At 57.9% G+C, this 14,792-nt stretch carries 8 protein-coding genes; 3 read left to right on the top strand and 5 right to left on the bottom strand.

Features of this window, described 5'->3' with window-relative positions; genetic code table 11:
• From NB063_RS19770 to ilvB, 5 genes are all read right to left on the bottom strand, one after another.
• On the bottom strand, positions 1 to 574 hold a 574-nt coding region (locus NB063_RS19770), incomplete at its 3' end, for a GGDEF domain-containing protein (RefSeq protein ID WP_250930493.1).
• 313 nt (positions 575 to 887) lie between these two features.
• Positions 888 to 5,534, bottom strand: coding sequence for an Ig-like domain-containing protein (locus NB063_RS19775; protein ID WP_250930494.1), 4,647 nt, complete (start codon positions 5,532 to 5,534; stop codon positions 888 to 890).
• Between the two features lie 454 nt (positions 5,535 to 5,988).
• On the bottom strand, positions 5,989 to 6,903 hold the full coding sequence (locus tag NB063_RS19780; protein WP_250930495.1) for a serine/threonine protein kinase: 915 nt from the start codon (positions 6,901 to 6,903) through the stop codon (positions 5,989 to 5,991).
• Positions 6,904 to 6,907: 4 nt separating this feature from the next.
• Positions 6,908 to 7,786 carry an acetyl-CoA carboxylase, carboxyltransferase subunit beta gene (accD, locus tag NB063_RS19785; RefSeq protein ID WP_250930557.1) on the bottom strand — a complete coding sequence of 293 codons (879 nt, stop codon included), beginning with the start codon at positions 7,784 to 7,786 and terminating at the stop codon, positions 6,908 to 6,910.
• A 136-nt stretch (positions 7,787 to 7,922) separates the two neighbouring features.
• On the bottom strand, positions 7,923 to 9,704 hold the full coding sequence (gene ilvB, locus NB063_RS19790) for a biosynthetic-type acetolactate synthase large subunit (protein ID WP_250930496.1): 1,782 nt from the start codon (positions 9,702 to 9,704) through the stop codon (positions 7,923 to 7,925).
• Between the two features lie 180 nt (positions 9,705 to 9,884).
• Between ilvB and NB063_RS19795 the strand changes: the two genes are divergently transcribed.
• From NB063_RS19795 to NB063_RS19805, 3 genes are read left to right on the top strand one after another with little or no spacing between them, the layout of a single operon-like run.
• On the top strand, positions 9,885 to 10,328 hold the full coding sequence (locus tag NB063_RS19795) for a fluoride efflux transporter FluC (RefSeq protein WP_250930497.1): 444 nt from the start codon (positions 9,885 to 9,887) through the stop codon (positions 10,326 to 10,328).
• Complete coding sequence (locus NB063_RS19800) at positions 10,325 to 13,492, top strand: DOMON domain-containing protein (protein ID WP_250930498.1); 3,168 nt, start codon at positions 10,325 to 10,327, stop codon at positions 13,490 to 13,492. Before NB063_RS19795 ends, NB063_RS19800 begins: the two co-directional genes overlap by 4 nt.
• A gap of 4 nt (positions 13,493 to 13,496) precedes the next feature.
• Entirely contained in the window at positions 13,497 to 14,648 is a 1,152-nt protein-coding gene (locus NB063_RS19805) for a hypothetical protein (protein ID WP_250930499.1), read from the top strand.
• Positions 14,649 to 14,792 lie beyond the last annotated feature (144 nt).

Below are 14,792 nucleotides of genomic sequence, written 5' to 3' on the forward strand. Positions count from 1 at the left end.
TATTTCCGAACGGCTCCTTAGAGCGACACAGGGCCATGCCGCCGCCACGCAGGAGGCTTTCGGCGGAGTCCGCGTCGTAGGGTGCGACCACGCCACCGATGCTCACGCCGACGTGAATCGTTTGACCACCGATGAAAAAGGGCTCGCGTAGGAGATCAATGATTCGGTGGGCCAACATCCGCGACGCGACCGGTTGGCGGCCACTTGTTTGCAGGACGGCGAACTCGTCTCCACCAAGTCGTCCGACCCTATCGCTTTGACGAATGGTGTGCTGAAGCCGGTGGGCAACCGCACGAAGGACCTCGTCACCGATATCATGCCCGAGCGTCTCGTTGACGGTTCGGAACCGATCGAGGGCAAGTAGTAGCAATGCGAACTCTTCGCCCTCACGGAGCGAGCTGAAACGCTGCATCAGTGCTTCGTGAAACGCAGCCCGGCTCAGCAGATGTGTCAAATCGTCATCGCGAGCGGGTGGCAGGCCACAAAACCCTGGTTCAGCATCCAGCGGGCATGCTGCATCCTCTGCGTGAGCCGGGTTGGCCCAATTCGAGTTGGTCGTCAGGGTGCCGCTCATGGGCGATGCGGATGATCCGAAGGGTAGGAAACGCGATACGCAAAACCGATATCAATTCAATTAATAGGTTTTGCTTTGGCGTGACGTTTCCAACCGGTTCTGTCGCCTCCCGTTTTTTGGTTCCTCGCGGCGACATGCTATTCTGCGATGGCATAATCGGCACATCTGGACCCTAGATTGCTCGTGTTGGATCAGGGCGTAGGCGTTTCAACCGCCCGGCGGGGCCAAACGAAAATCGCCGTCCGAGAGTGATCTCGAACGGCGATTTTGCGGTGATTGCGAACAATCGAGAGTGTCGTGTTACCCGGGGCGATTACAGATTGCTGAACAATTCGTCGATCGCAGCTGCGTACTCAGGGTAATCGCTGGTGATATCCGTGATCGAGTCGACATCTTCGAACACGAAGTCGTTGAGCCCACCGAACAGTTCAACGGCGACGTCGGAACCGTTTGCCATGAGCATGAACCGCTCTTTGCGAACGACCGCCGATTCCACATTGAGGTCGTCGTCAACAACCACGAGTAACGCTTCGTCACGTTGCTGGTTGATCAGCAATTCGACGAACTTGGCGTCACCGAAGTCCCGGCCGACCAAAACGGTGTTTTGGATCAAAACGTTTTCGGGGGTGGCGGTGAAGAAGAACGTCGACATTTCACCAGGGGTGATCGTATCGGGCAGGTTCTCGGTTCCCGGTGGGGTCGAGACGACATTGCGTCCCGAGGTGATGTACGTTCCTAAACTCTCGATGTTGAAGTTGCCTTGGAGGGCGTTGTCACCAACGAGTCCGCCGGTCTCAGGTACGGTGACGGGGATCACGCCAGTAGCTCCTGGACCGCTGACCTTCATGCCCGGTGGCAGGTTGTAGCGGATTTCGTAATTTCCTGGTGGGACGTTGTCGAACGTGTACCGGCCGCGGGTATCCGTCACGGCGGTAAAGCTCGATCCCGATGCACCACCGACCGCAGTCAGTTGAACCCGCACACCAGCCAACGTCGTTTCGCCTGGTTCGTAGGCACCGCTTCGTTGCGGCGTCGCACCATTGGTGATCACTTGGCTAAGGTTGGTGATCGAATCCAGATAGAGTTGTCCGGTGACTTCCGATGGGATGAAGTTCTTAACATCGATCGTAACCGTTGCCGTGTCCGATCCGCCTTGACCGTCGCTGACGGTGTAGATGAATGAATCCGGTCCGGAGTAATCGGTGTTCGGGGTGTAGGTGATGATGTTATTGGTGATCGAAATCGTTCCGTGGGACGGCCCATCGCCCGCAGCGACCGTCACGGTGATCGTGTCGGTTTCTCCACCGGGGTTTGGTGTGTCGTTGGCGAGCACATTGATTGGTTTGGCAATGTTCTTGATCACGTCAACAGAGTCGTCCACGGCGATCGGTGCGTCGTTGGTTGCACTGACGTTGATGGTGATCGTGTTGGTGGAGGTGCCCAGGGCGTTCGCCGCGGTGTAGGTCAGCGAAGTTTGGCCGAAGAAATCGGCATCCGGATCGTAGGTCAAGATGCCATTGCTGACCGATGCCGAACCGGCTCCGGGTTGCGTGATGGTGAACGTCACGTTGCCTGCTTGAGCATTCACAAGCGGAGCGAGGTTCAGCGTCACGTTTGCACCGTCTTCGACCGCGTTCAATGTGCCAGGGCTGGCGACAGGCGCGAGGATAACATCAATGATATTGATGTTGATTGTTTGTGTGTTCGAGGCGGCGGTGCTCGGATCCGTCACACGTACCTGGAGGGAGTCCGCACCGACTGCGTCGGTGTTGGTTTGATAGCGAAGCAGACCGTTGACGACACTTGCGACCCCCTTGGTGCCTTGGTTGACAACTTCGATGGTGAGAACGTCGTTCTCAGGGTCAGACGCCTTTGCGAGCACATCGATATCAACGAAACCGTTTTCCTGTACCGTCTGGTCGTCGATCGTTCCGAGGGTCGGAGCATCATTGACTGCGTTGACCGTGAAGGTGACCGTCCCCAGATCGAAGGAGGTGGGGTCCGCAGTGATTGCGGCTCGGTACACAACTTCTCCTCCGATACCGTTTTCGTCGGGGCCCAGCGTGAAGAGCAAGTTAGTGCCGCTGACGCTCGCAGTACCGAAACTGGCCTGTGATTCAATGCTGAACGTGAGAGGAACATTTCCCTCGACCGTCGTCAAAGTGCTCAAATCAACGGTGATTGTTTGAGCGCCTTCGTTGACAGCGGGCTCGGTGCGGTCACCGGCAACGGGCGCGTCCTGAACGTCGACGATGTTGATACTGATCGAAGCATTGTCGGATACCGCACCGTTGGCGTCAGTGACACGGTATTGAAACGCGAAATTCCCCTGTGCTGCCGTGGCCGTCGAAGTGACAACGATCTGATTGTTGACCACCTGGACGGTTCCCAGCGGAGATGAAAATCCGGGTGCCAAACTCACCAGCAGATTTTCGGTCGGAGTTTCGACATCCGATGGTGGCGTTTGTCCGCCACCAGGCTGGAGCACGTTGATCGTACGGGAGGAGCCCTCATTGACCGCAAAATCAAGATTGGTTGCCACGGGGCGATCGTTGACCGAAGTGATCGTCACGTTAATGATGCCGTCGTCACCGCCGTCGGCGTTGCTCGCATTGTAGGTGATTGTGGCGGTACCAAAATCGTCTTGGGCCGGTGTGTACAGAATCTGATTACCGGAAACCCTAACCGTCCCGAGTCCCGAGGTGACCTGGGCGCTGTTGAGTGTGAAACCGGTGCCCGTATTAACCGTAATCAGCCCTGCATCGGCGCCACCGAGGTCGGCGACCAGCACTTCGCTCGTTGCCGCTCCACCAACACTACTATTGTCTTCATCGATCGTGATACTCTTATCGCCAGCCGAAACGCCGGCTTGGTTGTTGACAACATTGACGGTGACGGTCGCGCTGGCGGATGTGAATTCACCGTCAGTGATGGTGTAGGTGAATGTGTCCGTTCCCGAAACCACGCCGCCGCTTGGGGTGTAGCGAATTTGATTACCTTCGACGGTGATCGATCCACGCGTCGGATTAGTCGTGCCAGCAATCGATAATTCGCTGAGTGATTCGGTAAAATTCCCGCCGGCGTCATCGTTGGCGAGAACGGAAATCAAGATGCTGTCACCGACATCGACCGACAAGGTGCCGGTGGACGGGTCATCGTTTGCGATTGGAGGGTCGTTGACAGCTGCGATCGTGACGGTGACGGTTGCTGTGGCGGTCCCGTCCGTTGCGGTCGTCGCTGTGTATGTGACTAGGTCCGTTCCGAACGCGTTCTCGTTCGGGGTGTAGGTGAAGACGCCCGTACTGCTAATCGAGGCGACACCGAGATTGGTCGTTGAGTTCGTAACCGCGTACGTCGGTGTTTCGCCGGACAAAGCGGTTACGCTCAGTTGAACGGTTTCACCATCGGGGTCATCTTCTTGAACCGGCAAGTCCGCATTTGCGGCGGTAATGCCGGTTTGTGTGCCGGTGACATTGAGTCGGAATTCGGCATCTTCGTCCAGTCGAATGTCTTCCAACGCAACTGATTCTTTACCGTTATCAGTTCCGTAGAGAAGGATGCCTTCGAAACCCGCGCGTGGCTCTGCCTTGGTGAGTTTGACGCCAACATCTGTCGCTGCCTTGACTGCTCGGACAGGAATGCTGAAGGCATCATACACCTCAGTACCGGTGAAACCCGGAATCAGAGTACGAAGGTTGCCAACAGGCCCGAGCGTACCGACCTCATCGAAAATGTCTGTCCCGCCACCGTTCACGTTGACATCGAACGATCCGATGTTCCGGTTTTGGCCATAAATCAATGGCCCGAGGCCATCGTTAATGGATGGGACCGGTGGAATGTTGTTAGGGTGGTTTCGCATGAAGGTCTCGTACCTACCCACGAGCGTGTTGACGTTGAACACGCCATTTTCCTTCACGTTTTCTTCAATTACGACAACGTTCTGCTCAACACCATTGACGGTGAGTCGAGTTCGAAAGGTTGGGATATCAACGCCCGCAAAGTCGAGTCCGTTGTATTCAACACGAACCTCGTAGGGTGCTGCACCAGGCTCCGCGAACGCAGTGACGTCGATGTCATCGGCGGTGATGTTCAATTCACCTGGTTCATTCGTCAACTCGATGATCGCGTCTTTGATGCGTTGGGCGACAGCTGAGTCAGGTGCAGCGATGAACGATCCGACCGACATTTGGATTACTTCTGAATCGCCATCGTCGAAGAAAAATTCGATCGTGTCGGTCGCCGAATTATTCGACAGAATTGAGCGGTCGAAATCGAAACCCTGGATTTCACCGACGGCGGGTTCAAGCACCCCGGTCTGGCCAACCACAATGTTCGTGACCACTTGGAAGACACCGAAATCTTCCCGTGTGATGAAACGTCCGTCTTGAACTCCGATTTCGAGTTTGAAGATGTCCCCTTCGTTGACGGTGTACTCAATGCCCGTTCCACCAGCATCAGTGGTGTATTGGCCAGTTTGCGTAATCACGCTGTCGTCAAGATTTCGCGGGGTGAGTTCCAGCCGAACGTCGAAAGTTTCGTCTGCACCCTCACCGCCGTTGAGTTGGTTGATCACCTGGAGCGCGTCGAGCGAGGAGACCAAGTGGTCCGCATTGACGTCAACAAAACCGGCGTATTCCACCCCAGCTCCGGTTGGTTCGCCTTCGGGCGATTCGTTCATGTAGTTGATCACGCGAAGGGCGTCCAACGCCGTCACGTAACCGTCGTTATTGACGTCGAATTTGTTCCAATAGTTGTGAGCGATGGCGTAGTCATCGACGTCGGTGTAATCCGGGACATCGGACGGTTCGACAACCACATCACCGGCCAAAAGTTGCCGCCGTTCGAGTGTTTCGCTGAGCAATCGACGCTTATTGGAAAGCGGGCCACGCGACCGGACTTCGCTGGTTTGGCGTGACTTCGTCGGATTCACGCGGCGAAGGAGGTGACGCAGATTCTTCATCTGTTTTCTCGGCAATTCGGTGTGATGGGCTTGGTCGATGAGGGGATTTCGGAGGCTCGTACCAGGATGGCAGCGTGCTCGTCGCCGACGAAGCGTTCTGTCAGGGGGTGGGGAAAAGTCGCTCCGCTCGCCGTACCTACGGTTGGTGCGGATAGCGTAATCCAAAATCTTATCGCTGGTGCGAAAATCTGAATAGCACCGCTATCTTACCTAGAGCCCCCGGGTTATCAACGTTTGGCGGGAGGCTACGACCAGAAAGATGGCAGCGGTGCCGATTAGACGGATTATTCCGACGCAAAGTTCCAGAAAAGCTAAAGGATTCTGGACGAATAACCGAAGAAAGAACGCCTATTTGGGCCAGTTGCCGGCACCTTGGGAGGCATCCGACCACGGAGAAGAGCCACGTGTGACGTGGCGGTGGCGAGGTAGGAAATCCAGGTGGAGAAGCCGGATACTACGACACAAACGCGGTTTCAACCTTTTCGGTCAGGTTAAGAAATTCGTCGATCGACTTCAAACGATTATCCACGTTGGGTTCAATCATTTTCATGATCACCCGTGCCAAGCGGGGGTCGACTCGATCGCATCGTTCGAGCAGGTCGGTTGGAGCGGTGGTGTCGTGTTGCAAGGCGGCTCGCCCCGTGACGACTTCTCCTTGCCACGGATGGCTGAACGTGAGCAAGCAATAGAACGTGACGCCGAGCGAAAAGACGTCGACTCGGGCGTCGGTGCGGCGGCGGCGAACGATCTCGGGCGACATGTACAGCGGCGTGCCGGTGCGATTGCCCGGCGCCATGAAAGGTGCAGTCGCTGGGACGGTCAATCCGAAATCAATCAGCTTCACACCCGAGACGACTTTCTGGTTGTTGCTCGGCAAGGTGCAGATGAAGTTTCGCGGGCACACGTCACGGTGAATGAATCCGCTGCGGTGCACGTAGGCGAGCGCTTCGGCCATCTCGCGCATCAAAACCAGCTGCATGCCGTCGATGAGTTCGAGCCGTTTGCGAACGATAATGTCCTGCATACTCGGGCCGCGAATGTACTCCATCACGATGATCCGCTCGCCTTTGCTCGTCACGCCATGTTCGTACGTTTTGACGATCAAATCGTGCTTCATTTGCAGCGCAATCTCGCCTTCCATCGGCTTGTTGAGCCCTTTGAACCGGGCTTCGAACAGCTCGAACTTTTCGGGATCGAGGATTTTGACGCCGACGTCTTCCTTGCGTTCGATGTCGTAGGCGACGAAGAAGTTACTCATCGTGCCCGTGGCGGCGGTGCGAGAGCGAGCAAAACGGGCATCGACGTCGATTTTTTTCAACGACGGACCGCCACCGGAGAACATTCCACGAAGAGAATCGAGCAAGCTCACGGCTTTATTTCCCGCAGTAGTCGATCACGCTGGCGATCTCGGTCTTCAGGGACCGACGATGCACGATGCGATCAATATATCCATGCTCAAGCAGAAATTCGCTGGTTTGAAATCCTTCGGGGAGTTCAATTCCGATGGTTGCTTTGACGGTCCGCGGGCCGGCAAAACCGATCAGGGCCTTCGGTTCGGCAAAAATGAGGTCACCCAGCGATGCGAAACTGGCGGCAACACCACCCATGGTCGGATTGGTCAGCACGCTGATGAACAAGCCGCCCGCCTCGTGGTAGCGCGCCAGTGCCGCTGAGACTTTGGCCATTTGCATCAGCGAGAGGATGCCTTCGTGCATACGGGCCCCTCCACCGCTGGCGCTGATGATGATCAGTGCCAAGTTTTGTTCGGTTGCCCGTTCAATCAGCCGAGTCAGGCGTTCGCCGACGACGCTGCCCATGCTGCCCATGATGAACGCACTGTCGGTGACGGCGAAGGCGACCCGGCGGGCGCGGATCATGCCGGTGCCCGTTAGAACGGCGTCGGTCAATCCCGTGCGTTTTTGTTCGTTAACGAGACGCTCGGCATAAGACCGGCGGTCTTTAAATTCGAGCGGGTCGGTGGGTAACAACTGCTCATTCATCGGCTCGAACGTGCCCTCGTCGAGCACTTGCGCGATCCGTTCCCACGCACTGACGTAGAAATGGTGATTGCATTTCGGGCAGACGTTGAGCTGTTGTTGGACTTCTTTGCGATACAGCGACGCACCGCAGCCATCGCATTTCAGCCACAGGCCTTCGGGGACGCCTTTTCGACGCGTTTTTCCGGCAGTAGACGCGCCAGCCTGATCGGCTGGGATGTTGCTCGTCGGGCCATCGGAATTCGACACGGGCATTTTGGGGGAAGGTGTGGCGCCAGCGGAATCAGCGGGAATCGTTGTGTCCACAGGATGTCAACTCGAGGTATTCGAAAAGGTCTGCGTCGACCGCGGAGGGGCGCGGTCGCCAGACAGATTAGTCACAAACTACGTATCAATCCAAAATCATATCATCGACGGTGGCACCGCCGGGGATCATGGGCAACACGTGTTCTTGGTACGGAACTTCCACGTCGAGCAGGAAGGGGCCTTTGGAGTCGAGCATTTCTTTGAGTGCTCCCTCCAGGTCCGCTTTGCGTTTGACGGTGGCGGCGCCACAACCGTATCCCTTCGCGATCTGCACGAAGTTCGGGTAGCGGTCGGTGGCGTATTGGAAGCGGTCAGCGGAACTTTTGCCTTTGGCTTCGTCGTGGTGGATGGGGCCGAGGTAGGTGTGAGCGCGATTGCGTTCCATGAACCGGTCTTCCCACTGGACCACCATGCCGAGGTGTTGGTTGTTGAGCAACAGGATTTTCACGGGCAGTTCTTCGCAGAAGCACGTGGCGAGTTCCTGGATGTTCATTTGGAAACTTCCGTCGCCGTCGATGTCGACGACAAGGGCTCCCGGATGGGCCGCTTGAACGCCCATGGCGGCGGGAAGTCCAAAGCCCATCGTGCCCAAACCGCTGCTGCTCATCCAGGTTCGCGGTTGGCGGAATTTATAAAACTGAGCCGCCCACATCTGGTGTTGGCCCACGCCGACGGTGATGTAGGTCTCGCGATCGGCGGTCAGGTCGCTGAGGGTGCGGATGGCGTGCTGTTGCAGAATGCCATCGAACTCGGTGTCGTATTTGAGCGGGTATTTCGCCTTCAATTCGGAGCAATGTTTCTGCCAGTCGGCGATATCCGGCTTTTGCACGATCCGGTTCAGTTCGGTCAAAACCTGTTTGACGTCACCTCGAACAGGGATGTGAGCCTGCTTGTTTTTGTTCAGTTCCGAGGCGTCGATGTCGACGTGGATAATCTTCGCACCCTTGGCAAAGGCCTCCACTTTGCCCGTCACCCGGTCGTCGAACCGAACGCCCAACGCGATCAGCAAATCGCAATCTTTGACGGCGTAGTTGGCGTAGGCGGCACCGTGCATGCCGAGCCAATCGAGCGAATACGGGTTATCCGGTTCCACCGAACCGAGTCCCATCAGCGTGGTCACGGTCGGGATTCCGGTCTTGGCGATCAGGGTTCGCAATTCCTCGCTGGCCTCGCCCAAGATGATTCCGCCACCGGAATAGATCACTGGACGGCGGGCCATTTTGATGGCCGCGGCGATTTGGCGGATCGCTTCGGGCGGAACCGAGGGCGTCGACGCGTCGTACCCGGGCAATTCCATGGGTGGGTCCATGTCGATCGCCGTGTCACCCAATTGAACGTCTTTGGGGATGTCGACCAGCACGGGACCTGGTCGACCGCTCATCGCGACGTGGAATGCTTCCTTCATGATCCGCGGCAAATCCGCGATATCGGTCACGAGGTAGTGGTGTTTGGTGATTCCGCGGCAGATCTCGACCATGGGCGTTTCTTGGAACGCGTCGCTGCCGATGGCGGTGGTCGTGACTTGGCCGGTGATGCACAGCAGCGGGATGCTGTCGAGTTTGGCGTCGGCGATCGCGGTGACGAGGTTGGTCGCTCCCGGACCGCTGGTCGCCATCACGACACCGATTTTTCCGGTGCTGCGGGCGTAACCTTGGGCCGCAAAGGCGCCTCCCTGCTCGTGCCGTGGCAGGATGGTGCGGATCGAATCGCCGTATCGCGTCAATGCCTGGTGCATTGGCATGCTGCACCCGCCGGGGTACGCAAAAAGTACTTCGACACCATGGTCGACCAGAGATTTGACCAGGATATCGGCTCCGTTCATCACGTGCTGCTCAGTGGCGGTAGACGTGCTCGAAGCGGTACTCATCAGCGGTTTCTTTCGAATGAATAGTAGAGGATCTGTGGGGAGTGCGAAAAGAATTCTAGCCAGTTTGACAAGGATCGGTCCCGATGGACCTTGCCCTGAACTGAGAAAACTTCCGATTCTTGACCTCTCAAAGTAAATTCCACGCAGCGAACTGACAATGGTGAAAACAGGGAAGTGTCCATGATCGGTTGGTCGATGAACCTATTCGCGGTCGCAATTGGTGGCGGTTTAGGCGCTTTGTGCCGTTATCTATTGACGCTGTTGTGCACCGAGTCCCCGCTATCGGGCTTTATCGCAGGTGTCAGCCACCTAGTGGGTGGGGGAGCCAGCTTTGCGACCACGATCGCGAATTTAAGTGGCTGTCTGCTGTTAGGGGCGCTTTTTCAGTGGGCAGAAACCCTCGCAGCGGTCGGCGAGACGCCATTGAGCCCACGAATGATGCTCGCATTCCGGGTCGGAGTTTTGGGCAGTTTGACGACTTTTAGTACCCTGATCGGTGACGCCGCCGTGCTCGGCACCGAAGGACGTACGGCGGTGAGTTTGACCCTGATGAGTGTCAACTTGATCTGCGGCTGGGCACTGTTCCTGATCGCCGCCGCGACCGTGCGGGGAATGCTGTCATGATCATCGATCTTCTAAATTGCTGCCACGAAGGCCAACCTAGCCGCACGCGGACCCGGCTCGGATCGGCCGTCGCGACTCTGTTCTTTTGCAGCTTATTTGCGATGTCGGCAAACGAGGTGGCGGCCGCGGACGTGGAGAGTCTCGATTTGGCGAGCATCTCGCTGCAACCCGCTTATATTTCGCCATCGCAGATCCGGGCGAGCAGTTGCTTGCGGGCCGTCGCGTTTTCGCCGCTGGATCGAAACGCCCCCCCGCCAAGCCGCTCGGTTTCTTACAACGAACCCCAGCGGGCACCGGACACCATCGGGATCGCCGTCGGTGACGCCGGCACGATCCTGCGCAGCGACGACGGAGGTGATTCGTGGTGGCCGGTCGAGTATGTGCATGTGTCCCGCGAGAGTGAGTATGAGCAACCTCGTGGCTCGAGCGGTCGATTGAATGACCTTTTCGGCTCGGGCAGTCAACGAGGGAGCGGCCGCGGTCGCAGCTCCAGCGATCTTGTGCCGATCCCGTTTTGTGAGTTTTCCGACGTCCTTTGGGTGTCACCTCGCGATGTCATCGTGGTCGGTGGTGGGTACGAACCGGTGACAGGGATCAGCCGCGGCGTCTGTGTGCTGAGCCACGATGCGGGCGAAACCTGGTATTTGGCCGATGCCCACGAACTGCCGCGGATGCGAAAAGTCCGTCTCGGTGCCCGCGGTGCTCTCGAAGCGATCGGTGACCCGTCGGAGGCCAGCGGCGTGAACCGTTTTGGCAGCTACGACGGTGGTGAGACGTGGGTGGAAGAGATGTTGCCCGCGTCAGGCCAGCAGGTTGCCAAAGTGGTTTCCGATCATGGGACCGCCATGACCATCCCAACCGCATCGGGATCGATCCGCATTCACGATCGTTGTGACACACCAACATCGTCTCAGATTGCGGTTACCTCGCATGGCCGAATTTTTCGTCGGCAGGCCGACGAAACTCATTGGCGATCCGTTCGTGGGCAAGGTCGTAGCACGGCGGTGTTGTTCATCGCAGCCTCGCCAGCGACGGTCCCCTGGGCGATTGTGGGCCGCGAGACGTTGCAGGAAAACCGCCGGACCGCGATCCTGCTCGACGACGATCGGGCCGCTCTCAGCGGCGACGATGACTTCTCAGCGGTCGAACGGAAACAACTCGATCGATGCCGCGCCGCAGCTGCGATGATGGGGGTGTCGGATGTGGGGCGTTGTCGTCCTGCAATTTCGGGCTCGCCAACGGCGGTCGCGGCGACGAGTGAGGCGGAGGCCAGAAGGCGTGGTCTGTTGCGTGAGCATCAACCCGTCGTTGTGGTGCTCGACGAGAGTTTGCACCCCTCGGTGCGCCAAGCATGGCTTCACGCGATCGAGCAAGTCCGCGTCCGCACGTTCACATCAACCGGCTCGGCGGCGGATCTGACAGCCGCGAATGATTGGTCGGGGCCGCGTCGGATCGTTCTGACTCGCCGCGCTGGCGAATCCTCTTCATCTACAGCGGCGAGTCCGCAATGGCAACGCGCGTGGAGTCACGCGTCTGTGCTCCGGGGCAACGCGTTGTTGACCGGTCCAGGAATTCTGGCAAGTGATCTCGCGATGGATGCCTTGATGCTCGCCTCCCCCGGAACCGTTTTGTCCTCAGGGATTGAGGTCGCGACGCTCGAGGACTCATCGGGCAGCGTTCGACGCGACGTCTCGCTCGCCGCCGGGATCGCTTTGGCTGCGGGACAGAATCGCGATGAAAGTGAAACGCAAACGGCATCGCACCGCCGCTTGCAAATCACCACCGCGCGTATCAATCAAACCGCGCGACTTCGAGAAGAACTACGCGGTGCGGCGAGCGGATCACGCTCTCCGGTCGATTCTTCGCGACTCAAATTGCAAATCGAACAATTGCTCGCTGTCACGGCGCCCGACGATCGAACGCGATTGCTCTGGGAAGTGATGACGGAGTCGTCCAATGCGGGGCAGAACGCGGCTTCGGTAAAACAAGTTCTGCTCGGCTTGTTGTCACGACACGCACAGCCGTCATCGATACGGCGTTGGGCAGACTTGGCCAATGGTGCGATGTCGACCAGCGTCGAGCGGAAAGTGAGCGAACCACTCACTAGCATCGCACGTCGCCGGCAATTCAATACGGGCGTGTCGCGGATCGCGGCGACTGATGAATTGCCATTCCCTGCACCGGAGAAGGGTGTGGGTGGAGTCAAAGATGGTCAACCCGTTAATCATGACCAGGTGAAAAACAGCGGTTATGAGGTCAAAGGTGGCCAGCCGATTTCGCCTTTCCAAATCGCACCCGCGTCGTATGAGTCGCATGTTGGTGCGGGAGTTTCCGCTCCGCCTCGTATTCTCGTTCCTGAAACCAAACACACCGTCTGGCAGACCACGCGAGCTTCGCATGCGTTCGCGACACCACTTTCGTCCATGCGCGCCGATGGCGAGTCGCAGGCTGCTGAATCCGGGCAAGAGAACATTCCGGCGAGAATCAATTGGGATTATCACCCCGTGGTGATGGGCGCCCGCGGCATTGAATCGATGGCGGTGAAGAGAAAAGTTGCGACTCCGCGGCGCGGTGTTGTTTCACCGGAATCCGAGTTTGACGAACAACACGAGAAAGCGGGACAGGCATCTTCTCACGCCCCGCGGTATCAGCTGCCCAGAACGCTTGACCGTCCCCTGCTCGACGCCCGCGATGATGATGCGTGTTGGGTGAACGCGGATACCTGGAGACGCGGCGGGATGACGACCAAGTGTGTGGCAGACGATGACTATGTTTACTTCGGGATCTTTTCGGACGATTCACCGGGATTGCGGATCTATTTGGATTGCGACGGGGACTATTTCACTTCGCTGCAATTCGAGCTGAAACCCGATGGGACGCGTCGGGCTACCGTCGATGGGATGAAAGATGTCTCGCCGGTGTGGTACGCCGTGGTCGCGCCCCAAGCATCAGCGGCGGAGCCATCGGTTGATGAATCCGTAGGAGATTCTCGGTCATCGCGGATGGTGGCGGAGATCGCGATCGCCCGTTCGAGCCTGCCGGCACCGATTTGCCGCGTCTGCGTCGAATCGATCGAGCGGGACGCCTTGCCGCGGTGGGATGTGATGCCCGAAGCGAGCGATTGGCATCCCTCTCGGCAATCGACGCCGCGTCGCCAATACTAGGGTGATGAATAACGACGCCGACACGACCGACGACCCATCCGATACAAATCCCGATTCCCCCCACCTTTCGCTGCGAACGGACGGAAAAGTCGTCCAGGGGCCGGAAAAACGATTGCTCGATCATGTCCGCACTTGGGTCGACGTGTTCCCTTGGCTGCGCCTGGTTCGTGTTTGCCGCGTGGCGGGCGGACCGGTGTGGGTGACTCACGTCTTGCTCGTTTTTTTGTTGTGGGTCGCGGGGCTGAGCTGGCTCGGCTCGGACGACGGCATTCTCAGCGACGAGGTTTCGATCGGTTCGTTGATCTCGACGTCGGTACGGACGGCGGTTTTGCCGAGTGATGTCATCGTCGGAGTTCCGCCGCGAAGCTATTTCCCGGGACCCGTATTTCAGGTTGACCTGGGTGGGGATTGCCCGCCTTTGTCGTTTGATTGGAAGACGGTTGCGTGGACGATCGTGATCTGGTTGCCGACCGCGATGGCACTGTTGCGAGTGGGAGCAGTGTTAACGGCGGGCCGTGACATGCCGTCGTACCTGTCGACGTTTCGCGATGTATTTCGCCGAATCCCCGCTGCGCTTCTGATTGTGATTCTGCCAACGCTGGTCGCGTCGTTTTTCTGGCTCGTTTCAGAAGGCCTGACCTGGATGGCGGCTTTGGTCAGCGGTTCTTCAGAAGTTTCGCATTGGGCCGGCTGGGTCACACTGCCGGTGGTATTGCCCGCGACCGTGATTGCGGCGGTGTTGATTCTTGGCGGTAAATTCGCGACGCCTCTCGGGTTGGCCGCGTTGATGATTGAGCCGGACGCGGATCCCATCGATTCGCTGAGTCGAGGTTATGAGTACACGCTGCGCCGTCTTCCGCAGTTGGTGTTGTTGATCGCAGTTGCGACGGTTATCGCTTCCGTCGTGGTCGCCGGTTGGGCCTGTGTGTTGTTTGTCGGCGATGGGCTGACGGGGGCCTTTGGGCCGTCGAATCTGCCTCTCCTGCAGTGTTTGTCGGTACTGCCGGCGGTGATCGCGGTGATCTTTTTGTGGTCGATGATCGGCGGTATCTATCTTTTGCTGCGGCAGTCTGCGGGCGGCCAAGAGGTAGAGGACCTCTCGATCGAGTCAGGGCATTGGAAATCGCCCAAATTACCGTCGGTGCAGTCTGAGTAATGGCACGCCGTGTCAGGGGGAACATGCACTTGTTCCAAGGCATGCTTACGAGGCGACATATGAGCGAAACGGTCTTTCAACAAAATGGCGAGATTTGTTAAAGCCGATGTTTCCAGGCGAATGCGAAGAAGTTTCGTGCCGCTC

The organism is Aporhodopirellula aestuarii (assembly GCF_023701485.1).
Lineage (GTDB): Bacteria > Planctomycetota > Planctomycetia > Pirellulales > Pirellulaceae > Rhodopirellula > Rhodopirellula aestuarii.